The organism is Arthrobacter sp. B2I5 (assembly GCF_030816735.1).
Taxonomy (GTDB): domain Bacteria; phylum Actinomycetota; class Actinomycetes; order Actinomycetales; family Micrococcaceae; genus Arthrobacter.
Window position 1 is genome coordinate 3,469,486 of sequence record NZ_JAUSYF010000001.1, and the last position, 25,000, is coordinate 3,494,485.

General features: G+C 66.1%; 20 protein-coding genes and 1 pseudogene. 7 read left to right on the forward strand and 14 right to left on the reverse strand.

The window, feature by feature from the left end; translation table 11 throughout:
• Nucleotides 1-6: 6 nt before the first annotated feature.
• The 7 genes from QFZ60_RS16120 to QFZ60_RS16150 all read right to left on the reverse strand — a co-directional run bounded on the left by QFZ60_RS16120 (nt 7) and on the right by QFZ60_RS16150 (nt 10,432).
• Complete coding sequence (locus QFZ60_RS16120) at nt 7-2,079, reverse strand: ABC transporter ATP-binding protein (RefSeq protein WP_307091773.1); 2,073 nt, start codon at nt 2,077-2,079, stop codon at nt 7-9.
• Entirely contained in the window at nt 2,076-3,809 is a 1,734-nt protein-coding gene (locus QFZ60_RS16125; RefSeq protein WP_142120127.1) for an ABC transporter ATP-binding protein, read from the reverse strand. Before QFZ60_RS16125 ends, QFZ60_RS16120 begins: the two co-directional genes overlap by 4 nt.
• A 195-nt stretch (nt 3,810-4,004) precedes the next feature.
• Nucleotides 4,005-6,281: an MDR family MFS transporter gene (locus tag QFZ60_RS16130; protein WP_307091775.1), complete on the reverse strand. Its 2,277-nt coding sequence runs from the start codon at nt 6,279-6,281 to the stop codon at nt 4,005-4,007.
• A complete protein-coding gene (locus QFZ60_RS16135) occupies nt 6,274-6,768 on the reverse strand; it encodes a MarR family winged helix-turn-helix transcriptional regulator (protein WP_307091777.1) in 495 nt (164 codons plus the stop codon). The genes QFZ60_RS16130 and QFZ60_RS16135 overlap by 8 nt, the downstream gene beginning before the upstream one ends.
• A 157-nt stretch (nt 6,769-6,925) precedes the next feature.
• The gene (locus QFZ60_RS16140; protein ID WP_307093351.1) at nt 6,926-8,605 is read right to left on the reverse strand and encodes a thiamine pyrophosphate-binding protein; all 1,680 of its coding nucleotides are present in this window, start codon (nt 8,603-8,605) and stop codon (nt 6,926-6,928) included.
• A 13-nt stretch (nt 8,606-8,618) separates the two neighbouring features.
• On the reverse strand, nt 8,619-9,683 hold the full coding sequence (gene speB / locus QFZ60_RS16145; RefSeq protein ID WP_307091779.1) for an agmatinase: 1,065 nt from the start codon (nt 9,681-9,683) through the stop codon (nt 8,619-8,621).
• A 173-nt stretch (nt 9,684-9,856) separates the two neighbouring features.
• Complete coding sequence (locus tag QFZ60_RS16150) at nt 9,857-10,432, reverse strand: helix-turn-helix domain-containing protein (RefSeq protein ID WP_307091781.1); 576 nt, start codon at nt 10,430-10,432, stop codon at nt 9,857-9,859.
• Between the two features lie 258 nt (nt 10,433-10,690).
• Here QFZ60_RS16150 and QFZ60_RS16155 point away from each other — a divergent pair, with 258 nt between their 5' ends.
• Nucleotides 10,691-12,211 (forward strand): sodium:solute symporter, encoded by a 1,521-nt coding sequence (locus QFZ60_RS16155; RefSeq protein WP_307091783.1) that lies wholly within the window; start codon nt 10,691-10,693, stop codon nt 12,209-12,211.
• A gap of 92 nt (nt 12,212-12,303) precedes the next feature.
• On the opposite strand, the gene QFZ60_RS16160 is transcribed toward QFZ60_RS16155, so the two are convergent.
• Nucleotides 12,304-12,531 (reverse strand): hypothetical protein, encoded by a 228-nt coding sequence (locus tag QFZ60_RS16160; protein ID WP_307091784.1) that lies wholly within the window; start codon nt 12,529-12,531, stop codon nt 12,304-12,306.
• A 266-nt stretch (nt 12,532-12,797) separates the two neighbouring features.
• Between QFZ60_RS16160 and QFZ60_RS16165 the strand changes: the two genes are divergently transcribed.
• On the forward strand, nt 12,798-13,943 hold the full coding sequence (locus tag QFZ60_RS16165) for a VIT1/CCC1 family protein (RefSeq protein WP_373427688.1): 1,146 nt from the start codon (nt 12,798-12,800) through the stop codon (nt 13,941-13,943).
• A gap of 3 nt (nt 13,944-13,946) precedes the next feature.
• Here QFZ60_RS16165 and QFZ60_RS16170 read toward each other — a convergent pair.
• A pseudogene (locus QFZ60_RS16170) lies at nt 13,947-15,027 on the reverse strand (LOG family protein).
• Here QFZ60_RS16170 and QFZ60_RS16175 point away from each other — a divergent pair.
• Nucleotides 14,971-15,120, forward strand: a complete 150-nt coding sequence (locus tag QFZ60_RS16175; RefSeq protein WP_307093432.1) for a hypothetical protein — start codon at nt 14,971-14,973, stop codon at nt 15,118-15,120. The pseudogene QFZ60_RS16170 and the gene QFZ60_RS16175 overlap by 57 nt on opposite strands.
• Before the next feature lie 106 nt (nt 15,121-15,226).
• Here the strand turns inward: QFZ60_RS16175 and QFZ60_RS16180 are convergent, their stop codons facing one another.
• Complete coding sequence (locus tag QFZ60_RS16180; RefSeq protein ID WP_307091785.1) at nt 15,227-16,624, reverse strand: sugar porter family MFS transporter; 1,398 nt, start codon at nt 16,622-16,624, stop codon at nt 15,227-15,229.
• Between the two features lie 315 nt (nt 16,625-16,939).
• Here QFZ60_RS16180 and QFZ60_RS16185 point away from each other — a divergent pair, with 315 nt between their 5' ends.
• From QFZ60_RS16185 to QFZ60_RS16195, 3 genes are read left to right on the forward strand one after another with little or no spacing between them, the layout of a single operon-like run.
• Entirely contained in the window at nt 16,940-17,680 is a 741-nt protein-coding gene (locus QFZ60_RS16185; protein WP_307091787.1) for a GntR family transcriptional regulator, read from the forward strand.
• Between the two features lie 17 nt (nt 17,681-17,697).
• Entirely contained in the window at nt 17,698-18,591 is an 894-nt protein-coding gene (iolB, locus tag QFZ60_RS16190; RefSeq protein ID WP_307091789.1) for a 5-deoxy-glucuronate isomerase, read from the forward strand.
• Between the two features lie 45 nt (nt 18,592-18,636).
• Complete coding sequence (locus tag QFZ60_RS16195) at nt 18,637-19,653, forward strand: LacI family DNA-binding transcriptional regulator (protein WP_307091791.1); 1,017 nt, start codon at nt 18,637-18,639, stop codon at nt 19,651-19,653.
• Here QFZ60_RS16195 and QFZ60_RS16200 read toward each other — a convergent pair.
• A complete protein-coding gene (locus QFZ60_RS16200) occupies nt 19,650-20,855 on the reverse strand; it encodes an MFS transporter (protein WP_307091792.1) in 1,206 nt (401 codons plus the stop codon). The two genes, QFZ60_RS16195 and QFZ60_RS16200, sit on opposite strands and share 4 nt — an antisense overlap.
• A gap of 171 nt (nt 20,856-21,026) precedes the next feature.
• Here QFZ60_RS16200 and QFZ60_RS16205 point away from each other — a divergent pair, with 171 nt between their 5' ends.
• A complete protein-coding gene (locus QFZ60_RS16205; protein WP_307091794.1) occupies nt 21,027-21,476 on the forward strand; it encodes a MarR family winged helix-turn-helix transcriptional regulator in 450 nt (149 codons plus the stop codon).
• A 112-nt stretch (nt 21,477-21,588) separates the two neighbouring features.
• Here QFZ60_RS16205 and QFZ60_RS16210 read toward each other — a convergent pair whose 3' ends face one another.
• The 3 genes from QFZ60_RS16210 to QFZ60_RS16220 form a co-directional block, all read right to left on the reverse strand.
• On the reverse strand, nt 21,589-23,028 hold the full coding sequence (locus QFZ60_RS16210) for a sugar porter family MFS transporter (RefSeq protein ID WP_307091795.1): 1,440 nt from the start codon (nt 23,026-23,028) through the stop codon (nt 21,589-21,591).
• On the reverse strand, nt 23,025-23,900 hold the full coding sequence (locus tag QFZ60_RS16215; RefSeq protein ID WP_307091796.1) for a sugar phosphate isomerase/epimerase: 876 nt from the start codon (nt 23,898-23,900) through the stop codon (nt 23,025-23,027). Before QFZ60_RS16215 ends, QFZ60_RS16210 begins: the two co-directional genes overlap by 4 nt.
• A 73-nt stretch (nt 23,901-23,973) precedes the next feature.
• A complete protein-coding gene (locus QFZ60_RS16220) occupies nt 23,974-24,987 on the reverse strand; it encodes a Gfo/Idh/MocA family protein (protein WP_307091798.1) in 1,014 nt (337 codons plus the stop codon).
• Nucleotides 24,988-25,000 lie beyond the last annotated feature (13 nt).

Sequence of the window (25,000 nt, forward strand, 5' to 3'; positions counted from 1 at the left end):
GCGCGCTCAGCTGTGCACCGCCGTCGAATCGTCCACGGGTACTTCCCCGGCGTCCGCACCCGCGAACTGCGACATGTAGAGGCGGTGGTAAGCGCCTCCGGCTTCAAGCAGCACCTGGTGGTTGCCCTGTTCCACGATTTGTCCGTTCTCCATGACCAGGATGGTATCGGCATCGCGGATGGTTGACAGCCGGTGCGCGATCACGAAGCTTGTCCGGTCCGAGCGGAGCGCCGCCATGGCCTTCTGCACCAGGAGTTCGGTGCGGGTATCCACGGAGCTGGTGGCCTCGTCCAGGATCAGCAGCGAGGGATTGGCCACGAACGCCCGGGCAATGGTGATGAGCTGTTTCTCCCCGGCACTGACGTTGTTGCCTTCTTCATCGATCACGCTGTTGTAGCCCTCGGGCAGCGCCCGGACGAAGCGGTCCACGAAGGTGGCCTTCGCGGCGGCCATCACCTGTTCGTGGGTGGCGTCGAGGTTGCCGTAACGGATGTTGTCGTAAATGGAGCCGCCAAACAGCCACGCGTCCTGCAGGACCATGCCCACCTTGGATCGCAGCTCCGAACGGCTGAGGTGGGTGATGTCCACCCCGTCGAGCATGATGGAGCCGGAGTTGAGCTCGTAGAACCGCATGACGAGGTTTACCAGCGTGGTCTTGCCGGCGCCGGTGGGGCCCACGATCGCCACGGTGTTTCCCGGTTCGGCTGTGAAGGACAAGTTCTCGATGAGCTTCCTGTCCTCTGTGTAGCTGAACGTGACGTTCTTGAAGTCCACGTGACCGTCGGTCTTTGCCGGCAAGTGTTCGGTGGCTGTTTCGGCATTCTGTTCGTCGGCGTCCAGGAACTCGAACACGCGCTCGGAGGACGCAACGCCGGACTGGAGCATGTTGGCCATGCCCGCCATCTGGCCCAGTGGCTGGGTGAATTCGCGGGAGTACTGGATGAAGGCGGTGGCATCGCCCAGGGACATGGCACCGGATGCCACGCGCAGGCCGCCCACCACGGCGATGCCCACGTAGCTGAGGTAGGACACGAACTGCATGACGGGGAAGATGATCCCGGACACGAACTGCGCTCCGAAGCTTGCTTTGTACAGGGCCTCGTTGCGTTCCTCGAACCGGGCCAGCATGTCCGCATCGCGGCCGAAGACGCGGACCAGGTCATGCCCGGAAAAGGACTCCTCGATCTGGCCGTTCAGTGAGCCGGTGTTCTTCCACTGGGCTGCGAAGAGCTTCTGGCTCCGGACCCCGATCAGGCCAGCGGCCACGCCGGACAGCGGAAGGGCGACCAGGGCGATCAGCGCCAGCTGCCAGGAGACGATGAACATCATGATCACAATGCCCACCACTGTCAGCACAGAGTTGACCAGCTGGGCAAAGGCCTGCTGGAGCGCCTGCTGGATGTTGTCGACGTCGTTGGTCACCCGGGACAGCACGTCGCCGCGCTGCCGCGTGTCGAAGTAGTTCAGCGGCAGCCGGTTCAGTTTGCTTTCGGTGTCGTCGCGCAGCCGCCGGATGACCTTCATGACGATCCGGTTCAGCACGTACCCCTGCAGCCACATGAAGATGTTCGAAACGAAGTACATGAGCAGCACGATGGCGATCAGCATGCTGAGCTTGTCGAAGTTGATGCCGGTACCTGGCACCAGTTCCATGCGGGACACCATGTCCGCGAAATTGTCCTGCCCCTGCTGGCGCAGGCCGGATACGAACTGTTCCTTGCTTGCTCCCGCGGGCAACTGCCGGCCCACGACTCCTGCGAAGATAACGTCCATGGCCTGGCCCAGGATCCTGGGGGCGATCACATTCAGCACCACGGAAATGACCACCAGGCCCACCACGGCGTAGATGCCCATCGCTTCCGGCTTCAGCAGGCCCATGAGCCGTTTGGCGGAAGGCCAGAAATGCTCGGCTTTCTTGGCAGGCATGCCGCCGAACATGTCCCCGTCCGCTTCGGAGGGCGTGAACTCCTCCTCGAAGAAGTCCTCATCCTCCGGCTGCACGGCACCCGGTTGCGCCTCCCCTGCAGGTGCCTGGGGCGTCCCTTCTACGGGGGTGGAGTCTTTCTTCCGCGGGCTCATGCCACTTCCTCCACGCTCAGCTGGGATTCGACGATTTCCTGGTAGGTGGGCGAGGTTTCCAGGAGTTCCTCATGCGTGCCGCGGTCCACGATCCGCCCGTTGTCCAGCACCAGGATCTGGTCGGCCTCGGTAATGGTGGAGATCCGCTGGGCCACGATGATCACGGTGGCGTCCGAGGTGGTGCGCTTGAGGGCGGCACGAAGCCGGGCGTCGGTGGCAACGTCCAGGGCGGAGAAGGAGTCGTCGAACAGGTAGACGCGCGGTTTGGTCACCAGCGCGCGGGCGATGCACAGACGCTGGCGCTGGCCGCCGGAGACGTTGGTGCCGCCCTGGGAGATCCGGGAATCGAGTCCGTTCTTCTTTTCCCGGACAAATGATTCCCCCTGTGCTACACGGAGCGCATCCCACAGTTCCTGGTCCGTTGCCTCGGTCTTGCCGAACCGGAGGTTGTGCTCGATGGTGCCAGAGAACAGATAGGGACGCTGCGGCACCAGGGCGACGCGTTTGGTGATCTCCGCCCGGTCCAGCCTGTCCACCGGGACACCATCCAGCAGCACCTGGCCTTCTGCGGGGTCGTACAGCCGCGGCAGGAGGGACAGCAGGGAGGTTTTGCCGGCGCCCGTGGACCCGATGATCGCGATGGTTTGGCCCGGGCGGGCAGTGAAGCTGATGTTGCTGAGCACGGGTGACTCCGCGCCCGGGTAGGCGAAGGTGACGTTGCGGTATTCGACCACGCCTTCCAGGGCGGCCGGCGCCACCGGGCGCAGGGGATCGTGGATGGAAGGTTCGACGCCGAGCACCTCGCCGATGCGGTCCGCGCAGACCGAGGCGCGCGGAATCATCATGGCCATGAACGTGCCCATCATGACGGCCATCAGGATCTGCAGCAGGTATTGCAGGAACGCGGTCAGCGACCCCACCTGCATGGCACCGGCGTCCACCCGCTGACCGCCAAACCAGAGCACCGCGGCAGTGGACAGGTGCAGGATCATGCTGATGGCCGGGAACATCAGGACGAACAGGGCGCCGATGCGCAGCGAGACGTCCGTGAGTTCCTTGTTGGCCCCGCCGAACCGGTCCGTCTCATAGGGTTCGCGGACGAAGGCCCGGACCACGCGGATACCGATGATCTGTTCACGCAGGACGGCGTTGATCCGGTCGATCTTCCGCTGCATGGAACGGAACAGCGGCATGAGCCGGACCACCAGGTAACCCACCACCACGGCCAGCAACGGGACGGACACCCACACCAGCCAGGACAGATTGATGTCCTCGCGGAGCGCCATGATGATGCCGCCGATGCACATGATGGGGGTGGCAACCATGAAGTTCAGCCCCATCAGCAGGAGCATCTGCACCTGCTGGACATCATTGGTGCCACGGGTTATCAGCGTGGGGGCTCCGAAGGCGTTGACATCCTTGGCGGAGAAGCTGGTTACTTTCCGGAAGACAGCGCGGCGCAGGTCGCGGCCCACCGCCATGGCCGTCCTGGAGCCGAAGTAGACGCCGGCGATGGCCGCAGCCACCTGGGCGAACGCCACGAGGAGCATCACAGCGCCGGTGCGCCAGATGAAATCGGTGTCCCCGCGGGCCACCCCTTCATCGATGATCTGCGCGTTCAGGCTGGGCAGGTAGAGGGCGGCGATGGTGGATGCGAGCTGGAAAATGACCACAGCAAGGATGTAGGGAAAATACGGTTTGGAGTAGCGCCGTATCAGGGTGAGGAGCATGGACCCAACTCTAGTGACGCCCACCGACATTGGGTCCCTTTGGATGCTACTTTTCCGGACGGAACCCCTGCGCGGATGGGTCCCGGGCCGGCAGCAGCGGTAAAAGCCGCAGCCCGCACCGGGAGTGTTTTCCCGGTGGGGGCTGCGGCTTCGGTATTGCCTTCGCTGGGGCCAGGCGGCTCCGGCAGGGAGAGGCTACTGCGCGGGGCCCTGTTCCGAACCGGCGCCCTGGGGCTGTGCTCCGTCAATCGAAGCGGCAGCGGACGGTGCAGCAGCACTGTGCTTGCCGCGCCCTGCAAGGTACAGCGCGGCAGCCGCCTGGACCTTGCGTTCCTTCAGCAGCTTGCGCTGCAGCCTGCCCAGCTCCGCGGCCGTGGCCGCCTGCTTGGCCGCCACCTCCTGCTGGGAGCGCAGCTGCTCCTGGATGTCCAGCACCAGGCCGCCCAGTTCCGCCTGCTGGCGGGCCAGCAGATGTTGGGTGTCCTGCAGTTTCTGCAGGGTGGCAGCGGCGCTGGCCACGGCGTCAGCAGCCTTGTCCAGGCTCCCGGCCGAGGCGCCGTCAACGGCGAGGGTGTCAACGGAGGCGGCGTCAACGGAACCCAGGTCCAGCCCTTCGGAACGGAAGCTCCGGGCGAAGGCTTCCTCAAAGTCCTCCGTGGCCACCCGGCCGGACGCCGCGGCGGCAGCGGCAGCACCGCCGTCGTACATCTTTGCCGGTGCGCCGGCCGACCCTGCACGCTCAGCGCTGCGGCCCGTCATTCCGCCCCCGGCGGGGGCATCCGCGTTCGCCGCGGGAGAGACCATGGGCAGCTGGCCGGTCATGGCCGTCATTCCCGCTTCACCGGCGGCATTGGCCTGCAGCGTCGCCTCGGGGGTGATGTCCACGGTCTTGCGCAGCGGCACTTCCTTGATGAAGATCACGGCGATGAGGGCCACCGCGCTCACGATGGCGGAAATCATGAAGATCCCGGCCGTGGCGTCACCGTAGGCGGCGCGCATGACGTCCGCCACCGGCGCGGGCAGGTCCTTGAGGTCCAGCGTGGCACCGCTGTTGCCGGAGGCCTGGATGCCCAGCTTTGCCAGCCCGTCGGTGGCCAGGTCCTTGACGTGGTTGGCCATGACGGCGCCCAGGACGGACACGCCGATGGCGCCGCCGACGGAGCGGAAGAAGGCAACGGAGGCACTGGCGGAGCCAATGTCCTGGGCGCGGACGGTGTTCTGGACGGCCAGGACCAGGTTCTGCATCAGCATGCCCAGACCGATGCCGAAGATGCCGGTGTAGAGGCCCGTCAGCCAGAGTTCGGTGGTGTGGTCCATGGTTCCGGCGAGCGCCAGGCCGCCGATCAGCAGAATGGTGCCGCCGATCAGGAAGCGCTTCCACTTGCCGTAGCGGCTGATCAGCTGGCCGGACACCACCGAACCCACCAGGTTGCCGGCGATCATGGGCAGGGTCAGCAGGCCGGCCTCGGTGGGCGTGGCGCCGCGGGCCACCTGGTAGTACTGGCCCAGGAAGGTGGAGGAACCGAACATTGCCACGCCGACGGCCACGGAGGCCACGATGGCCAGGGCCGTGGTGCGCTCGGAGATGATCTTCAGCGGGATGATCGGCTGGGACACCTTGGATTCAACCAGCACCAGCAGCGCCAGCAGGAGGACGCCGCCGCCCACCATCACCGCGGACTGCCAGGACCACCAGTCGTAGTAGTCGGCCTTGCCGGCGAAGGAGACCCAGACCAGGAGCAGGCTGACGCCGGAGGTGAGCAGGATGGCACCGAGCCAGTCGATCTTGGCCGGGCGCTTGACGTGCGGAACCTTGAGCGTGACCTGGAGCAGGATGAGGGCGACGACGGCGAGCGGCACGCAGACGAAGAACGTCCAGCGCCAGCCGAGCGAGCTGTCCACGATGAAGCCGCCGAGCAGCGGACCGCCGGCAGTGCCCACCGCCATGACCGCGCCCATGTAGCCGGAGTACTTGCCGCGTTCGCGCGGCGGGATGATGGAGCCGATGATCGCCTGCGCCAGGGCGGTGAGCCCGCCCATGGCGATGCCCTGGATGACGCGGGCGGTGAGCAGGAACGGGATGTTTTCCGAGAAGCCTGCCATGACCGAGCCGGCCACGAAGATCACGATGCTCAGCTGGACCAGGACCTTCTTGTCGAAGAGGTCGGCGAGCTTGCCCCAAATGGGGGTGGTGGCGGCGTTGGCCAGCAGCGCGGCCGTGATAACCCATGCGAAGTCCGTCTGGGTGCCCTTGAGCTCGGACATGATGGTGGGCAGCGCGTTGGCCACAATGGTGCTGCTGAGGATTGCGGTGAAGAAGGCGGCGAGGAGGCCGGTCAGGGCCTCCATGATCTGCCGGTGGTTCATGACTGCGCCGGGTTCGTGGCGCTTGGATTGCCGCGACTCCTGTTTGGCGCTGCGTTGGCGCTGGCGCTCCTGTTCCTGGTCCGCGGCGGCGGTGACGTTAGCCATTAATGGACTCCTGCGTTTCGTGTTCAATGGTGGTTCCGGCCGCCCTTGCCCGGATGGAATTCTTCAGGGATGTGGTGAGCTTGCTCAGCATCGCGGCTGTTGCCACGGCGTCGTCCTCGTTCCAGTCGGCGAGGTAGGCCTGCAGCGTTTCCGCCCGGTGCCGCACCAGCTCTGCTAGCTTTGCCTTCCCGCGCGGGGAAAGGGCCAGCAGCTGGGCACGGCCATCGTCCGGATCCGGGGTGCGGACCACCAAGCCGGCATCTGCCAGCTCGGCCACGTGCCGGCTGAGCACGGGAGGGCTGACCCCCAGCCGCTCAGCCAGGTGCGCGGCGCGGGTCTCCCCTTCGCCGATGAACTTGAGCACGCCCTGGAGGGCAATGCCGGTGTCCTGGCCCTTGATATTGATCATGGTGACGCAGCGCAGTGCGCGCTGGAGGTCATAGATAGTGCTGACGAGGTCGGCTGCAGTGGCCGGTGCGACAGACATGATGCTCCCTAAGAATTAGTTGCTGCAAGCAACTGTATCAGGAAAAGGTTGCTTAGGGAAACGAAGTTTGTTGCTGGGGGCCCTTAAATGCAAACGCTCCCCCACTTCCGCCGGACTGGCCGGGAAGTGAGGGAGCGCTTGATGGCAGAGGTGCCGCTCAGCGGTCCAAATGGGTGGGGCTGAACATCTTCAGGAGGGTTTCAACCACGACGACGTTGGGCCCGTCCGCAGCGAATCCCGCCTTGAGCGCGTCCCCCACATCCTCCGGTGCAACCCGGGCGGCGGGGACGCCGAAGGACTCGGCAAGCCTGACGAAGTCCGGGCGCGCGAGCTCGGTGGCGGTTGCCTTGCCGAATGCACCCACCATGTATTCGCGCAGGATGCCGTAGCCGCCGTCGTCCACGATCAGCCAGGTGACCGGCACGTTGTGCTGCTTCGCTGTGGCAAGTTCGGCGATCGAATACATCGAGGAGCCGTCGCCGGAGACGGCCAGGACACGTCCGGGCCTGCCCGTGGTTTCCAATCCCACGGCTGCACCGATGGCACCGGGAAACGCGAAGCCCAGGCCGCCGGCGCCCTGGGCGGAGTGGAACTGCCCCTGCCGCGCGTCCCAGCAGGACCAGCCCCAGTAGGCGGCGATGGTCATGTCCCAGAAGGTCTGCATATCGGCCGGCACAGCCTCGCGGATATCGGCCATGAACTTCAGCTCCTTGGCCAGGTCCTGGGATTCCAGCCGCGCACGGACTTTGGCGAGCGATTCCTTCACCAGCACTTCGGGCGTGGCACCATGCCAGTCAGGACTCGTGGTCCTGCCGGACTGCAGTGCCTCGTCCAGGGCGGCGAGCGCCTGGCCGGCGTCGGCACGGATGCCCAGGCCGGGCCGGTTGGACTCGAGGACCCGCGGCTCGGCGTCGATCTGGATGATCCGCCCGCGCGGTTCGAAGGTGAAGTAGTTGGACGTCACCTCGCCCAGGGAGGAGCCGATTACCACCAGGACATCGGCGTCCTCCAGGACATCGGTCATGTAGCGGTCCTCGATCCAGGCCTGCAGCGACAGCTCGTGGTTCCAGGGGAATGCCCCATTGCCGCCCGGAGTGCAGATCACCGGAGCGCGCAGCTTCTCCGCGATGGACAGCAGGGACTTCTCCGCCTTGCCGCGCCGGGTTCCGCCGCCGGCGATGATGGCAGGGCGCTCGGCTGACTCCAGCCACTTCACGGCCTCCCGCACCAGTTCGATCCGGGGCGGGTTGTCCGCCGCCTCCGCCAGGGCATCCTCCACCGGAGGCACCATGATGGGGTCCAGCAGCACATTCTGCGGGATCTCCAGCCACACCGGACCCTGCGGTGAGGAGATGGCCTCGGTCCAGGCATCCTGGATGGCGGACGGGATGCCCGAGGCGTGCTGGATCAGGCGCTGGCTCTTGGTCACGTTCGCCGCGGACGCCTTCTGGTCATCAAGCTGATGCAGCATGCCCTTGCGCCGGGCACCCAGACCCTCCAGTGGAATCTGGCTGGCCACCACCACCATGGGCACACCCGTGGCGTACGCTTCCTGCAGGCCGGCCAGGGAGGTCAGCGCGCCGGGTCCGGTGGACAGGAACAGCACGCCCACTTCCCCGGTGGCGCGGGAGTATCCGTCGGCGGCAAAGGCTGAGTTGTTCTCGATCCGGGAGGAGACGAAATGCAGGTTCCCGCGTCCCATCGCGTCGAACAGCCCCAGGGCGTGCTGGCCAGGGATGCCGAACACGGTCTTCGCGCCCAGCGCTTCGAGGGTCTCGACGACGAGGTCCCCGCCGTTGCGGGCACCCCTCCCCTGTTCGGGGACAGGTGCGCCCATTTCGGTCACGGCCCTACTCCTTGCCGGCGGCCGCGAAACCTGCGGGGCGGCGGGCTTCCTGGCCCAGGGCCTGCGCCTGGTAGCCGGTCTCGGCTCCGAAGCGGCTTCCCGGCACGGCATTGTCCGCCATGAGGGTCACCAGTTCGTAGGCGACATGGCTGGCAGCAACGCCGGTGATTTCGGCGTGGTCGTAAGCAGGAGCCACCTCAACGACGTCGGCGCCCACCAGGTTCATGCCGCGGAAGCCCCGGATGATCTCAAGGAGTTCGCGGCTGGTGATGCCGCCTGCTTCGGGGGTGCCGGTGCCGGGCGCGTGGGCCGCGTCCAGGACATCGATGTCCACCGAGATGTAGAGCGGGCGGTTGCCGATCCGGTCGCGGACCTTGGCCACGGTTTCCAGCACGCCCTGGTAGTAGACGTCCGCGGAGGTGACGATGCCGAACCCAAAGCGGTGGTCGTCGTCGAGATCCTTCTTGCCGTAGAGCGGGCCGCGGGTGCCGATGTGGCTGATGGCCTCGGTATCCAGGATGCCTTCCTCCACTGCGCGGCGGAAGGGCGTGCCGTGGGTGTATTCGGCGCCGAAGTAGGTGTCCCAGGTGTCCAGGTGGGCATCGAAGTGGAGCATGGCGATGGGTCCGCCGGCGCGCTCGGCGGCGGCCCGGAGCAGCGGCAGCGCGATGGTGTGGTCCCCGCCAAGGGTCAGCAGCTTGCTCCCGGCGGCGGTGAGGTGCAGCGCGTTCTGCTGGATGGTTTCGATGGCTTCGTTGATGTGGAACGGGTTGACGGCCATGTCCCCGGCGTCGGCCACCTGGATGTTCTCGAACGGGCTAACGTCCCAGGCCGGGTTGTAGGGGCGCAGCAGCCTGCTGGCCTCGCGGACGTGGTTGGCGCCGAAGCGGGCTCCCGGCCGGTAGGAAACGCCTGAATCGAAGGGTACGCCCACCACTGTCACATCCGCTTTTTCCACCTGGTCCAGGCGGGGAAGGCGGGCATAGGTGGCGGCTCCGGCATAGCGGGGAATGCGGGATGAATCGATGGGGCCAAGGTTACCGTTGGCTTCAATGCGCAGCTCTTCCAATGGAGGCCTCTCCTTCGAGGAGTTGACGGGACTGGTGTGACTGCAATCATACACCCCTGTTTTCCAATGAGCATCAGTTGTTTACAAGCCCGATCTTGGCGCACAACTAGGTAGCAGTAAGTGTCGTTATGGAGGCTCATAACGACACTTACTGCTACCTAGTTGGGGGGTGATTACCGGCTGGCGGCGGGGACCAGGACCCAGAGCACCTCGACCGGCTTGTCCGTGGGGTTGACCCAGGTATGCGGCTCGCGGCCCGGGAAGGTCACGGTGTCGCCTGTATTGAGGTCGTATTCCTCGTTGGTGAGGATCAACTTGATGGACCCCTTGATCACATGCAGCACATCCACGTCGCAGTCCACCGCATAGAGTTCGGACTCGCCACGGCCATGCGGTTCAATGACGGCCTGGATGATCTGGACCCGGCGTTCCGAGCGTGCCGTCAGGAGCCGCTCCACAATACCCTGGCCCCCGAGCGAAATCCGCGGGCCATCATTCCGCTTCGTCAGGTGGGTTTCCGGCGCTGCGAAAAGATCGCCAATGGAAATGGACAGCACCTGGCAGAGCGTCACCAGGGAAGCGACCGACGGCGAGGTAAGGTCCCGCTCCACCCGGCTGAGGAAGCCTTTGGTCAGTCCTGTGGCGTCGGCAACCTGCTCGATGGTGAGCCGCTGGGACTGCCGGGCGGCCCGGATCCTGGAGCCGATGGCAACAGGGACATTGCTGGGCTCAACTGGCAGTGCCTTCATCTACGAACCTTTCATGGCCGGCAGTCCGGCTCCACTCTCGAGCCATACTAATCGGCGCCGCTTTTGTGACACGCCCATGCCACACGGGAGCGGCACCCGGTATCCCCGCCCCTTGACTGTTGCGGGCGTCACACTCTAATCTGTGAAACTCCTGTTGCCTATAGGTGAAAAGCAGGATCCCCTCTTCGTTCGCCCACGGCGGTGCCGGGCGCCGTTCGCCCCCGGCACCACACCCCCAACAGCTCCAAGGAGCCAACTATGGATGCAAGTTCCATCAACATCGCCATCGTGGTGGTGTATCTGCTCGCAATGCTGGCCTTCGGCTGGTGGGGCAAATCCCGCACCAGGAACAACAGCGACTTCCTCGTTGCCGGCCGCCGCCTGGGACCGTTCCTTTACACCGGCACCATGGCCGCCGTCGTCCTGGGCGGGGCTTCGACCGTGGGCGGCGTGGGGCTTGGCTATAAGTTCGGCATCTCCGGTATGTGGCTGGTGGTGGCAATCGGCTCCGGCGTACTGCTGCTCAGCCTGCTCTTTGCCGGGACCATCCAGAAGCTGAAGATCTACACCGTGTCCCAGATGCTCACCCTCCGCTACGGGAGCAAGGCCACCGAAGCCTCGGGCATCGTCATGCTCGCCTACACGCTGATGCTGTGCGCCACCTCAACGGGCGCCTACGCCACCATCTTCGTCGTGCTGTTCGGCCTTGACCGGGCATTGGCCATCGCCATCGGCGGCGCCATCGTCCTGGTGTACTCCACCATTGGCGGCATGTGGTCCATCACCCTTGCGGACCAGGTGCAGTTCGTCATCAAGACGGTGGGCATCTTCTTCCTCATGCTCCCGTTCACGCTGAACGCTGCCGGCGGCCTGGACGGCATCCGCAGCCGTGTGGATGCCAGCTTCTTCCAGATGGACGGCATCGGCGTCCAGACCATCATCACCTACTTCGTGGTCTACACCCTGGGCCTGCTGATCGGCCAGGACATCTGGCAGCGCGTGTTCACGGCCAAGACGCCCAAGGTGGCCCGCTGGGGCGGCGCCACCGCCGGCATCTACTGCATCCTCTACGGTGTGGCCGGCGCGCTGATCGGGATGGCGGCCAACGTGGCCCTGTCCAACGTCAAGATTGCCGCCAAGGACGACGTCTACGCCGAAGTGGCCCAGAACCTGCTCCCCGTCGGCATCGGCGGGCTGGTGCTGGCCGCGGCGGTGGCCGCCATGATGTCCACGGCATCCGGCGCCCTCATCGCCGCCGCCACCGTTGCCCGCGCCGACGTCCTGCCGTTCGTCGCCGGCTGGTTCGGCAAGGACATCAACACCGGTGACACGGAGAACCCGGAGCATGACGTCAAGGCCAACCGCCTCTGGGTCCTGGCACTGGGCATCGTGGCCATCGTCATCGCCATCATCACCAAGGATGTGGTGGCGGCCCTGACCATCGCCTACGACATCCTGGTGGGCGGCCTCCTGGTGGCCATCCTCGGCGGCCTGGTGTGGAAGCGCGGCACCGGCGTGGCGGCCGCGGCCTCCATGGCCGTCGGATCAGTGGTGACCCTGGGAACCATGATCATCCTGGAAGTGAACGCCGAGGCGCCGCTGGACGGCATCTACGCCAACGAGCCCATCTACTACGGCCTGATCGCCTCCGCGGTCGTCTACATCGCAGCCTCGCTGCTCAGCCGCCCCACGGATCCCGCGGTGATGCGCGCCTGGCAGCTCCGCGTTGCCGGGCACGAGGCGGAGGAAGCGCCCGAGGACGTCCTCGCCGGCCGCTGACCCTGCACAAGCGCAAGGCTGCACAAGCATTAAGCACGACGGCGGCGCCTCCTTTCACTGTGAAGCGAAAGGAGGCGCCGCCGTCGTAAGTCCTACTCGCCTGTGTCGCGGGGCTCGTCGTCGTCCAGCGGGACCTCGCGGTCCTCGGCGTCGATGATCACCGGCGGCGGCTGGACCACCGGCTCCTCCTCGTCAAGGAACTCATCCTCCGCGTCCCAATCGGCATCGTCTACCGGTGCATCCTCGGCGTAATCGTAGGCGGGGTCCGCTTCCACGGCGTCCAGGTGCGGCATGTCCGGGTGCTGTCCGGTGGTGCTCATGATTCAACCTCCGTTGTTCGCCTGACGTGCTCTTTCAGGTAGGGCGCAGGCTGCGCCACACCTTCATCACAGCACCCGCCGGGCGGACGGGTCAATAGAGGCCGCGGCGCCTGGAAGAGCATTGAATGACGGCGCCGTGAGCCGAAGTTTTACGGCGAACCGAAACTTCCCAGCGAGGTTTGCCAGCCAAAAAACCGCGGAATTTCGCAGTACGCTGGCAGGGCAAAGGCGCGAAAAACATGCCCTTTCCAGCCCAGGAGTTACCAGTGTCGCAGCACGCCCGTTCCAATTCCCATGCCATGCCGCCGGGGACCGCCCACACCCCGCAAAGCCAGCCCTCGCCGTCTAACATCAAGAGGTGGCGCCAGTATTTGGCCGATGAGCGTGCGGAAGCCGCGGTCTACCGGGACCTCGCCCAGAACCGCGAGGGCGAAGAGCGGGCCATCCTCCTGGCCCTGGCGGACGCTGAAGGCCGGCACGAGGCCCACTGGCTGGCCCTGCTGGGCGATCATGCGGGCAAACCAAAGAGGGCCTCCGCGCGAAGCCGTTTCCTGGGTTTCCTGGCGCGGCACTTCGGCTCCGTGTTTGTACTGGCCCTCGCCCAGCGCGCCGAGGGCCGCTCCCCGTACGCCAAGGACCCCAACGCCACTCCGGCCATGGCTGCCGATGAGCAGATCCATGAGGAAGTGGTGCGCGGCTTGGCCACCCGCGGCCGCAACCGCCTGGCCGGCACGTTCCGCGCAGCTGTCTTCGGCGCGAACGACGGCCTGGTCAGCAACCTCTCCCTGGTGATGGGCATGGCGGCGTCCGGCGTGGCCAGCACCGTAGTGCTGCTGAGCGGCATCGCCGGGCTCCTGGCGGGCGCCATGTCCATGGGCGCCGGCGAATTCATCTCCGTCCGTTCCCAGCGCGAACTGCTGGCCGCCACCCGTCCCACGCAGATCACCCTGGCCGCCGCACCCAAGCTGGACCTCGAACACAACGAACTCCTCCTGGTGTACCTGGCCCGCGGCATGTCCCGTGAAGCAGCGGAACACCGCGTGGCCGAGCGCATGGGGCTGCTGTCCTGCGACTGCGATCCCAGCCTGTCCCTGCAGCCGGACCTGCCGGAGGAAGAGGACCAGCACGAGGCCGTGGGTACGGCCTGGGGGGCGGCGCTGTCCAGCTTCTGCTTCTTCGCCTCCGGCGCCATCGTGCCCATCCTGCCGTTCCTGTTCGGCCTGACCGGCGTCGCCGCCCTCGTGGTGGCCGGGGTCCTGGTCGGTGTTGCCCTGCTGGCCACCGGTGCCGCAGTCGGACTGCTGTCCGGCACGTCCCCATTGACCCGCGGCCTGCGGCAGCTCGCCATCGGCCTGGGCGCCGCCGCCATCACCTACCTGCTGGGCCTGCTCTTCGGCACTGCAGTCGGCTAACGCTCAGCCCCGGAGGACCTCCACGGCCTGGTCCACCGTGTCCACCAGGAAGATGTAGTCCGCCATGGGCCGCCCGGCGGCAAGGCTGCGCAGCATGGGCCAGGCCGGGTATTCCTGCTCCCAGTGGTGCCGCCCCACCAGGACCATGGGGGCCACCTTTTCGCGGGCGCCATAGTAGTTCTCGCACGCGTCCTGGAAGATCTCCTGGACCGTGCCGGCAGCCCCCGGCAGGAAGACGATTCCGCCGTGGCACAGTTCCAGCAGGATGGCTTCACGGATGGCGTTGGCGAAATATTTGGCGATGTGCGTGGCGAAGTAATTGGGCGGCTCATGCCCGTAGAACCAGGTGGGGATTCCGAGCGACGGCGTCCCGTCCGGATGGCGTTCGACGACGGCAGCCGCCGCGCGCGCCCACGCCGACACGGACGGCCGGAACCCCGGGACCGTGGCGAGCGTGGCAAGCGCCGCCTGCAGGTCGGCGTCGGACGCCTGGCACAGGTAGGCACCCAGGTTGGCCGCCTCCATGGCACCGGGTCCGCCGCCGGTGGCCACCGAATAGCCCTCAAGGGCCAGCAGCTTTCCGAGCCGCGCCGCGTCCGCAAACTCCCGGCTCCCCCGGGGCGCCGCATGGCCGCCCATGACGCCGACGATGGACCGGCGCGTCCACGCCGCCGACCGCGTCAGTTCCTCCAGCGCGTCCCCGATCGCATGGTCGTGCAGGGCAGAGGCCAGGGTGGCGTCCACGCGGTGCCGCTGCCCGGGCTGGATGCTCCAGTGGTAGATGCGGGCATCCGGCAGTTCCTCGTACGGGGACCTGGCAAGTCCGGAATACAGTTCGGCCGGCGAGTACAGCGAAGCCCGGTAGGGGTCGAAGGGGACGCCATCGAGCCGTGGAAAGATCAGGGCACCGCGGCTGCGCAGGTTGGCTTCCATGCCGTCGTCAAAGAGGCAGCCCAGGAACATGGCGCCTTCGACGCTGACGCTTTCCAGTGCGGACTGCCGGCCCCGCAGGTCCAGCGATCTGCGCATGCCAGCCATGCAGATTGACCGCACCGCCGGCCACCAGGCGGTCAAAGCTCGCCAGGTCCTGGACTTCGAGGGTGCGGGGACGGGGACCAAGGCTTCCGGCGTAGTTCACCGCTGCTGCCCCACAGTCCACATCATGGAGCCAGCCTAGGCCACCGGACGCAAACGCGGGACCGGACCCTGCCCTTTCGTCAATGACGGAAAAGTGCCGGGTCCGGCCCCGCGTTGGTCAGCGGCTGCCGGGAAGCGCTGCCTGCCTAGGCCGGGAGCTTGGCTGGCACGGCGCCGTCACGGAAGTGCGCTTCCAGGTCCTCGAGCGAATGGCCCTTGGTTTCCGGAACGAACTTGATGACGAACGCCAGGGAGGCGAGGTTGACCAGGACGAACAGGCCGAAGGTGCCGGTGGAGCCCAGGGCGTTGACCACGATGGGGAAGAGGAACGAGATGGCGGCGTTCACGGTCCACAGCGCGAAGACCGCGATTCCCATCGCAAAGCCGCGGATGGCCAACGGGAACATTTCCGAGAGCAGGAGCCATACGCAGGTGCCGATGAAGCACTGGACGAAGGCGACGAACAGCATCATGGCCGCCAGGATGGTGTAGCTGGCCAGGTCCGACTGAGGCAGGAGGAAGACGACGGCCAGCAGGGCCTGGGAACCAACCACTCCGGAGAAGCCGATCACCAGCATCCTGCGCCGGCCGACGAAGCCGAGCAGCCAAATGCCCAGGATGGTCATCAGCACGGAGGTGACGCCGACGCCGATGGTGGCCACGAGCGAAGCGCTGACGCCCAGCCCGCTCTTTTCCAGGATGGTGGGAGCGTAGTAGTTCACGGTGTTGATGCCGGTGGCCTGCTGGACGGTGGCCAGCCCGATGCCGATCCACAGCAGCCGGCGCATCCAGGGGTTGTTCTTCAGGTCCCGCAGCGCGTGGCCCCGTTCCTCCTTGGCGGTGCGTGCCGCGCGGGCGATCTCCTCGAATTCGGCGGCCGCTTCCTGCGGGCTGCGGCTGAGGTTCAGGACGCGGCGGCTGTCGTCAAGGCGGCCACGGATGGCGTACCAGCGCGGCGATTCAGGCAGCATCAGCATGCCGGCGAGCAGTGCAAGGGCGGGGATCGAGGCGATGCCCAGCATGGTGCGCCAGACCTCGTTGTCGTGGATCAGGGCATCCAGGAGGGCGTTGATGGCGAACGCGAGCATCTGGCCGGTCACGATCATGAGTTCATTGATGGTCACCATGCGGCCACGGAGGTGGGCCGGGGCCATTTCGGCCAGGTACAGCGGGCAGGTCACGGCGGCGGCACCAACGCCCAGCCCCAGCACGATGCGCGCGGCGATCATGAAGGTCACGTTGGGAGCGATGGCGCAGCCGATGGCGCCGAGCAGGAACAGCAGTGCGCAGACCAGCAGGGAGCCGCGGCGGCCCAGTTTGTCGGCCATGCGGCCGCCCGTGAGGGCGCCGACGGCGGCACCCGGGAACAGCAGTGCGCTCACCACAGTGGCTTCCTCGACGGCGGTCATGTTGAGGGAGTCGTTCATGTACAGCAGGGCGCCGGAGATGACGCCGGTGTCGTAGCCGAAGAGCAGGCCGCCCAGGGTGGAGATGACGGTGAGCCGGGCCAGGTAGCCGCGGCGCTGCGTGCCGGGTGCGCCCATGGTTTGTTTCTGCAACAGCATTGTTGCCTCTCAGATTCTCTCGGGGACCGGAAGGCCGGTCAGGAATGTGATGCGTGGCACTAACGTTAGAGCGCTCTAATCCCCGGCGTCAATAGAAAGTCTTAATGTCAGCACAATTTGATTCGCGCTTGCCCTCCAGCAGTAGCGGGCCTCCACTCTTGACCCCCGGAAGCCGCCTGCTACGATCGAGGAAGAAGGTATGTCCTATCAAGCGAACATATAGCGGCCTACTGCCGAAGGCGCGGCTGTCCGGATCGGACGGCGGCGCAGACACCGAAGACGAGGGAACGCACCGTGGCGAATAACCTGGGACTCAGCATCGACCGCTCCTCCCCCGTGCCGTTGTACCACCAGGTGGTCCAGGGCATCGAGGCAGCCATTTACAGTGGCGTGCTGGAGCCCGGCAGCCGGTTGGACAACGAGATCGATCTGGCAGCCCAGCTCAACCTGTCCCGGCCAACCATGCGCAAGGCCATGGACGAATTGGTCCGCTCCGGCCTGCTGGTGCGCAAACGGGGCGTGGGAACGCAGGTGGTCTCCAGCCAGGTGCGCCGGCCACTCGAACTGTCCAGCCTCTACGACGACCTCACCAACAACGGCAAGAAACCCACCACGGAAGTCCTGAGCTTCTCGCACCTGGAAGCGGACGACCCCACGCTGGCCACGCTCCAGCTTCCCGCGGGCTCCAAGGTGTACCACTTCACCCGACTGCGGAAAGTGGGCGGCAAACCGCTCGCCCTGATGGAGAACTGGGTTCGCGACGACATCGCCGAGATGGACGAGGCGATGCTGGGTGCCGAGGGCCTGTACTCGATCCTCCGCCGCGGCGGCGTGAACTTCCGGCTGGCCACGCAACGCATCGGCGCCATGACCGCCAATGACTACCAGGCCTCCATGCTGGACACCCCAGCAGGATCGGCGCTGGTCACCATGGAACGCACCGCCGTGGACGATAGCGGGCGCCGGGTGGAAACGGGCCACCATGTGTACCGCGCCGATTCCTACAGCTTTGAAATGACACTCGTACAGCGATAATCCAAGGAGCCAACTCCATGACCAACTGGGTCTACCCCCTGGGCACTGCCGCCGACGGCAAATGGGACGTCTCAATCGGAACTTCCGACTCTTCCCTCACCGTGGACGGCTGGGCACACACTGGCCTGAAGGTGGCCAGCGTGCCTGCCGGCGCCGCCGTCGAACTCCCCGCCGCGGACGAGGAACGGATCGTGGTGCCCCTCAACGGGTCCTTCACCGTCACCGTTGACGGCACCAACTATCCGTTGAACGGCCGGCCCTCGGTATTTTCCGGGCCCTCCGACGTGCTCTACTCAGGCACGGGCCGTGCCGTGAGCATCAGCTCGGCCGACGGCGGCCGCGTCGCCGTGGCCACGGCACCCGCCAAGGCCAATTACCCCACCCGCCTCGTGACGGCGGCCGAAACACCGGTGGAACTGCGCGGTGCCGGCAACTGCTCACGCCAGGTCCACAACTTCGGTACACCTGCAGCACTCGAGGCGGACCGCTTCATTGTGTGCGAGGTCCTCACCCCTGCCGGGAACTGGTCCTCCTACCCGCCGCACAAGCATGATGAGGAGAAGGACGGCGAGACCTCCCTCGAAGAGATCTACTACTTCGAGACACAGGCAGCCGCAGGATCAGGCGCGCCCTCCGACGCCGACGCCATCGGCTACCAGCGCGTCTACGCCTCGGACGAGCGCCCCATCGATGTTTCGGCGGAAGTGCGCGCCGGCGACGTCGTCCTGGTTCCCTATGGCTGGCACGGTCCCGCCATGGCCGCGCCCGGCTACGACATGTACTACCTGAATGTCATGGCTGGCCCCGGCCCCGTGCGGGAGTGGCTCATCAGCGACGATCCGCACCACGGCTGGGTGCGGCAGACCTGGGAGAGCCAGAACATCGACCCGCGGCTGCCGTTCGGCGCGTAAGGGACCTGACCCGGCAGGGGCGGCAGGCTGGCATAGTGGAGTCTTGTGAAACAGACATCTCCGGCGCCGCGGTCCGTGACCATGGAGGACGTGGCACGCAACGCCGGAGTGAGCCGCGCCCTGGTGTCCCTGGTCATGCGGGATTCCCCCAAGGTCTCCGCCGCCAAGCGGACCGCCGTAATGGAAGCTGCCGCCGCCCTGGGCTACTCCCCCAACAGGCTGGCCAGCCGGTTGGCCAGCCACCGGACCAACACCATCGGAGTCCTCTTCCTCGACCTGCATAACTCGGTCTTCGCAGACATCTATGACGGCATCACCGAAGGCCTGGCGGGAAGCGGCAACCAGGTGATGGTCGCCGTCGGCTCCGCTGATCCGGGAACGGAACTGGAGGCCGTCCGGTCCTTCGTGGACCTGCGCGTGGACGGCGTCCTGCTGGCCGGCTACACCGGCACCTCTGCAGAGCTGGCTGCGGCACTGCGGGGGACACCCGCCGTCGTCATCACCCGGGAGATGGAGGTCGACGGCGTGGATTCCGTCTTGACGGACGACTTCCGTTCCGGAGCACTTGCCGTGGAGCACCTGTACGGACTGGGGCACCGGCGGATTGCACACGTGGACATCTCCGACTGGCTCCCCTACACAGCGCGCAGGGAAGGCTACCTGCACGCCATGGGGACATTCGGCCTGGAGCCGCAACTGGTCCACAGTGACATGACCGAACGCGGGGGCCGCGCCGTGATGGAGCAGTTCCTGGACTCCGGCGGCACCCTCCCCACGGCAGTCTTTGCGCACAACGACCTCACGGCCATCGGCATCATGGAGGCCCTGGCGTCGCACGGACTGTCCGTCCCGGGCGACGTGGCAATCGTCGGCTGCGACAACATCGAAGTGGCGGCCTCCCCCCTGATTGGCCTGACGTCCATTGACCAGCACGCCGGCCAGCTGGGCCGCCTGGCCGCACAGGCCATGCTGGACAGGATCGGGGGTACGGCAGGACCGGCCACCACCAAGAAGCTCGAACCCGCCCTGATGGTGCGCCGCTCCTCCGGCCCCGCGGCCTAGCGGCTGGCCAGCTCCTCCAAGGCCACTGGCGCCTGGCCCTCCCGGCGCCGCTCCTTCCGCCTGCCGCCTGCCGCGGCTATCGCCATGACCGCCAGCCCTGCAAGGGTAATGACGGCGCCGGCCCAGATGGGCGACGTGTAGCCGAACCCGGCAGTAATGGTGAGGCCGCCAAGCCAGGCGCCCAGGGCGTTGCCCACGTTGAACGCACCGATGTTGGCGCCGGAGGCCAGGGTGGGAGCCCCGGAGGCGTACTTCATCACGCGCATCTGCAGTCCCGGCACGGTGGCGAAGCCGAAGCCTCCCATGAGGACCAGGGACACGATTGTCAGGACGGGGTTGGCGGCGGTCAGGGCGAATGCCACCATGACCACGGCCAGCGCGGCGAGCACCACCAGGAGCGTCCGGTCCACGTTGCGGTCTGCGGCCTTGCCGCCCAGGGTGTTGCCCGCGAAGAGGCCGGCGCCGAAGACGATGAGCAGCCACGGCACGGTGGACGCCGCGAACCCGGAGACTTCGGTCAGGGTGTACGCGATGTAGGTGAACGCACCAAACATGCCGCCGAAGCCCAGGATGGTGACCACGATGGAAAGCCACACTTGGCCGGAACGGAAGGCACGAAGCTCGGAGCGGAGGCTGGCCGCCCCTTCCGTTGCACCTGCTGACCTTGGGACCAGCGACAGGATCCCGGCGAGCGCGGCCACGCCGATGACAGTGATGGCCCAGAAGGTGGCACGCCAGCCGGCGGCCTGGCCCAGCAGCGTCCCGAACGGCACGCCCAGGACGTTGGCTGCGGTCAGGCCGGTGAACATGAGCGCGATGGCTCCTGCCTTCTTGCTCGGCGGGACCATACCGGCAGCCACCACGGCTCCGATTCCGAAGAAGGCGCCGTGCGAGAGGGCGGCAACAACCCGGCCCAGCATCATGGACCAGTAACCGTCCGCTGTGGCGGAGAGCAGGTTTCCGGCGATGAACAGGACCAGCAGGGCGGCCAGGACCGGTTTGCGCTGGAAGCGCGTCACGGCGGCCGTGAGGCCCAACGCGCCCACCACCACGGAGAGCGCGTAGCCGGAAATGAACCAGCCGGCCTCCGCTTCGGTGACGCCAAAGTCGGCCGCCACTTGCGGCAGGAGGCCCGCAATGACGAATTCAGTGAGTCCTATGCCAAACCCGCCCAGGGCGAGTGCAATCAGGCCAACAGGCATGCGAATGCTCCTTTGATCTGTACGTGTGGTTGTCCCCCCTCGGGGAAGGCGCCTAAGATAGTTGCAGGCGCGGTGTTTATTGTTGCATAAGCAAATATGCCGCGCAAGCAACTATCTCTGACCGCAGCTACCGTTGGCCCTCCTGCCGGGCCATCCCGTAAGGAGCAAACCATGGGCATCAAGGACGACGCCGTCGAGGTCCGCGCCCAGGGCTGGCGCACCCTGGCGGCCCTGCACGGGCTGATCGAGAACGAACTGGAACGCTCCCTCCAGGCAAAGTCGAAGCTCTCCGTGGTGGAGTACACAGTGCTGGACGCCCTCAGCCGGCAGGACGGCTGGCACATGCGGATGCAGCAGCTGGCCCGCGCCACGGCGCTAAGCCCCAGTGCCACCACGCGCCTGGTGAACCGGCTGGAGGACCGCGGCCTCCTCACCAGGATCCTGTGCGACGACGACCGGCGGGGTATCTACACCGAGCTCACGCCCAGCGGAAGCACCCTGCTGGCGGATGCACGGCCCGTGCACGACGCAACGCTTGAGCGCGCGCTGGGCGAGGCGATGGGGATCCCCGAACTCGCGCCGTTGGTGGAGGCCCTGCCGCGGCTGCACGCGCACGCATAGGACAGTCGCGCCCGGGGCAACAACGCCCGGAACAAGAACGTCCAGGACAGCAACGCCCCTTTGAGGATCCTCAAAGGGGCGTTGCTGGTTGGGACGGCTGTGGCTGGACCGGTCAGGGAACCTTGGCTTCGGTGGCCCCGGCCTTGGTGCCGGCGACGTTCTTGAAGTAGTGCTCCAGGTCCTCAAGGCTCTTGTCCTTGGTCTCGGGCACGTACCTGGCGGCAAAGGCGATGGCGCCAACACCCAGCACGGCGAACACGAAGAACGTGTTGGAGATCCCGATGGCCGCCAGCAGCTGCGGGAACCCGAAGCCGATCAGGAAGTTCACGATCCACAGCAGGAAGGCCGACGCGCCCATGCCCAGGCCACGGATCTTCAACGGGAAGATCTCCGAGAGCATCAGCCATGTCACTGGGGAGATGGCGCCCTGCTGGAAGGCCAGGAACGTCACGGTGAGGGACAGGATGACGAAACCGCGGGCCGAGCCTTCGGGCAGGATTAGGGAGAAGAGGCCGATGAGCAGCAGCGCCGTCGTGGTTCCCACCTGGCCGGTGATCAGCATCCTGCGCCGGCCCACCTTGCCCAGCAGCCAAATCCCGACGAACGTGGCCAGGACCGAGATGGCGCCGTTGGCGATGTTGGCGGTCAATGCCGCCTCCCGGCCGAAGCCGGACTGCGACAGGATCTGCGTTCCGTAGTACATGATCGAGTTCACGCCGGTGATCTGCTGGATCACCGCAAGGCCCAGGCCCACGAAGAAGATCCTGCGGAGCCATGGGATGCCCAGGTCCTTCCAGGAGCCCATCTTGGACTTGTAGTCCTCCACCGCCATGGCTTTGACTTCTTCGAACTCCCTGCGCGCTTCCTCCTGCGACCGGATCCGCTGCAGCACGCTGAGGGTCTCCCCGAAGCTGCCAATGGAGGCCAGCCAGCGGGGGCTCTCGGGCATGAAGTTCATCCCGATCCAGAGCGCGATGGCCGGCAGGGTGGCGATGACCAGCATCCAGCGCCAGATTCCGTGGGACTCGCCGAACGAGTTGCCCAGGTAGGCGTTGAAGATGAAGGCGAGCAGCTGACCGGTGACGATCATGAGCTCGTTCTGGGTGACAATCCGGCCGCGCCGGTTGCTTGGCGATACCTCGGCCAGGTACACGGGAACCGTGACAGATGCACCGCCCACCGCGAGCCCCAGGACGAACCGGGCGGCGATCATCACTTCGGTGCTGGGTGCAAACGTGCAGCCCAGCGTGCCCAGCAGGAAGACGATGGCCAGCACCATGATCATCTTGCGCCGGCCGTTGCGGTCCGCCAGGCGTCCGCCGAACAGGGCGCCAAAGGCGGCACCGAACAGCAGGGACGAGGTGACCAGGCCCTCGGTCAGCGGCGTGAGGCCCAGGTCTTCCTGCATGTACGGCAGGGCGCCATTGATGACGCCGGTATCGTAGCCGAACAGCAGCCCGCCGAAGGTGGAGATGATGGTGACGGTCCGCAGCGCGCGCTGGTGGTTGCCGGGCTGCTTTGCGGCTGCTTCACCGGAAACAGGCGAACTCATACGGTGACCTTTTGGACGTACTGCTTCATGGTCTCCAGTTGGTAGCGGGAGACCTCCTCGGCATGTTCGTTTTCGGCAAAGACGCTGGAGACCATCACCGTATTCTCCCGGTCCAGGAAGCCGATCTCCTTCAAGCCGCCGAAGAACTCGTCCCAGTTGACGTCGCCGTCGCCGATCTTCAAGTGCTGGTGAACGCGGACGGGGTTGCCCGGCGGGTTGGTGATGTACCGAAGGCCGTGGGACGCGTGGTGGTCCATGGTGTCGGCCACGTGGACCAGGCGCAGCTTGTCCCCCGCAGCCCTCATAATGTCCAGCGGCGAGTTCTTCATGTGGAAGCTGTGTGAGGCCACGTAGACCATGCCCACATTCTTCGAGTTCACGCCGCGGATCACGCGGATGGCGGCAAGACCCTCTTCCACGAAGTCGTCGGGGTGGGGGTCGATCAGCAGGTCGATGCCCTCACGCTCGATGATGGGCAGCAGTTCCTCCATGGAACGGTAAAACGCCCGCTCGGACTCCTCCGCCTTTTCCGGCCGGCCGCTGAACTCCGTGTTCATGGTGCTGACGCCCAGGTCCACGGCGATCTGGATGGCACGCTTCCAGTAGCGGACGGCTGCTTCGCGGGCATCCTCGTCGGGGCCCGACCAGCGGAGCACCGGCAGGACGGAAGCGATCTCGATTTCGGCGTCGCGGCAGGCCTTCTTCAGCTGGCCCACCAGTTCATCATCCGCTTTGGGGTGGTTGAAGAAGGGGATGAAGTCCGCGTGCGGGGTCATCTGCATGTACTTGTAGCCAAGGTCCGCCACCACCTTGGGGAACTCCAGCAGGCTGTGCGAGTGGTGGAACGGGGTGGGGTCAAGTGCGATTTTCACGAAAAACACTCCATTGTGGATCAGTCAGGGGAATGGAAAGGGGACGGAAATGGCTCCGTCCCCTTCTCCTGTCCTACTTGTAGAGGTCGGGCTTTGCGGCCAGCTTCACGGCGACCTTTTCGCCGTTCTTCTGCGCTTCGACGCCTGCTTCGCAGCACGCTGCGGTGGCGTACCCGTCCCAGGCGGAGGGGCCGCCGATTTCGCCCTTAAGTGCAGCGTCCACCCACGACTGGATTTCGACGTCGTACGCTGCGCCAAAGCGCTCCTCGAAGCCGGGGGTGACATTGCCGCCCCAGTGGCCGGCGCTGCGGGTGTAGGGTCCCTTGTCGCCGCCGATGCTGACGATGCCGTCCTCGAAGGAGGCCTGGGTGGCAACCTCGTAGCCGAACTTGGCGTTGACGTAGATTTCGACGTCGGCCAGGACGCCCGATTCGGTCTCCAGCAGGACGTGCTGGGGGTCGTGCTGGCCATTCGGGGCGTTCCGGGTGGCCTTGCCCAGGCGGACCTGGATGCTGGTGATTTCCTCGCCGGTGAAGAACCGGATGGCGTCGAACTCGTGGACCACGGAGTCGTTGATGAGCATCTCGTTCGTGAAGCCCGCGGGGGTGCTCGGGTTGCGGTGCTGGTGGTGCAGCATCAGCAGTTCACCCAGTTCGTGGTCGCGGATGATCTTGCCCAGCGAGGCGTATTCGGCGTCGAAGCGGCGCATGAAGCCGACCTGGATCCGTTTGTGGCCCAGCGCCACCTCTGCCTGGACGATCTTCCAGGAGGATTCGGCGTCGGGAGTGAGGGGCTTTTCGCAAAGGATCGGGATGTCCTTGGCTATCGCCTTGAGCAGGATTTCCTCGTGCAGGAAGCCGGGGGTGGCGATCAGGACTGCGTTGACGTCGCCGTTGTTGAGGGCTTCCTCGGCGTCGGTGAGGGCCACGGCGCCGGGGATGCCTTCGATGGCGGCCTGGGCGCGGGCGAGGTCCACGTCGACGACGGCGGCAACTTCAGCTCCGTGGATGCGCTTGTTGAGGCGCTGGATGTGGTCGGCACCCATGCGGCCTGCGCCGATGACGGCGACGCGGAGGGTTTCAGTCATTGTTTTGTTCCTT

What these genes read in the sequence shown, in the direction of transcription:
- QFZ60_RS16120 (WP_307091773.1), bottom strand. Translation starts at nt 2,079, where the DNA reads ATGAGCCCGCGGAAGAAAGACTCCACCCCCGTAGAAGGGACGCCCCAG.
- QFZ60_RS16125 (WP_142120127.1), bottom strand. Translation starts at nt 3,809, where the DNA reads ATGCTCCTCACCCTGATACGGCGCTACTCCAAACCGTATTTTCCCTAC.
- QFZ60_RS16130 (WP_307091775.1), bottom strand. Translation starts at nt 6,281, where the DNA reads ATGGCTAACGTCACCGCCGCCGCGGACCAGGAACAGGAGCGCCAGCGC.
- QFZ60_RS16135 (WP_307091777.1), bottom strand. Translation starts at nt 6,768, where the DNA reads ATGTCTGTCGCACCGGCCACTGCAGCCGACCTCGTCAGCACTATCTAT.
- QFZ60_RS16140 (WP_307093351.1), bottom strand. Translation starts at nt 8,605, where the DNA reads ATGGGCGCACCTGTCCCCGAACAGGGGAGGGGTGCCCGCAACGGCGGG.
- QFZ60_RS16150 (WP_307091781.1), bottom strand. Translation starts at nt 10,432, where the DNA reads ATGAAGGCACTGCCAGTTGAGCCCAGCAATGTCCCTGTTGCCATCGGC.
- QFZ60_RS16155 (WP_307091783.1), top strand. Translation starts at nt 10,691, where the DNA reads ATGGATGCAAGTTCCATCAACATCGCCATCGTGGTGGTGTATCTGCTC.
- QFZ60_RS16160 (WP_307091784.1), bottom strand. Translation starts at nt 12,531, where the DNA reads ATGAGCACCACCGGACAGCACCCGGACATGCCGCACCTGGACGCCGTG.
- QFZ60_RS16175 (WP_307093432.1), top strand. Translation starts at nt 14,971, where the DNA reads ATGCCAGCCATGCAGATTGACCGCACCGCCGGCCACCAGGCGGTCAAA.
- QFZ60_RS16180 (WP_307091785.1), bottom strand. Translation starts at nt 16,624, where the DNA reads ATGGGCGCACCCGGCACGCAGCGCCGCGGCTACCTGGCCCGGCTCACC.
- iolB (WP_307091789.1), top strand. Translation starts at nt 17,698, where the DNA reads ATGACCAACTGGGTCTACCCCCTGGGCACTGCCGCCGACGGCAAATGG.
- QFZ60_RS16200 (WP_307091792.1), bottom strand. Translation starts at nt 20,855, where the DNA reads ATGCCTGTTGGCCTGATTGCACTCGCCCTGGGCGGGTTTGGCATAGGA.
- QFZ60_RS16205 (WP_307091794.1), top strand. Translation starts at nt 21,027, where the DNA reads ATGGGCATCAAGGACGACGCCGTCGAGGTCCGCGCCCAGGGCTGGCGC.
- QFZ60_RS16210 (WP_307091795.1), bottom strand. Translation starts at nt 23,028, where the DNA reads ATGAGTTCGCCTGTTTCCGGTGAAGCAGCCGCAAAGCAGCCCGGCAAC.
- QFZ60_RS16220 (WP_307091798.1), bottom strand. Translation starts at nt 24,987, where the DNA reads ATGACTGAAACCCTCCGCGTCGCCGTCATCGGCGCAGGCCGCATGGGT.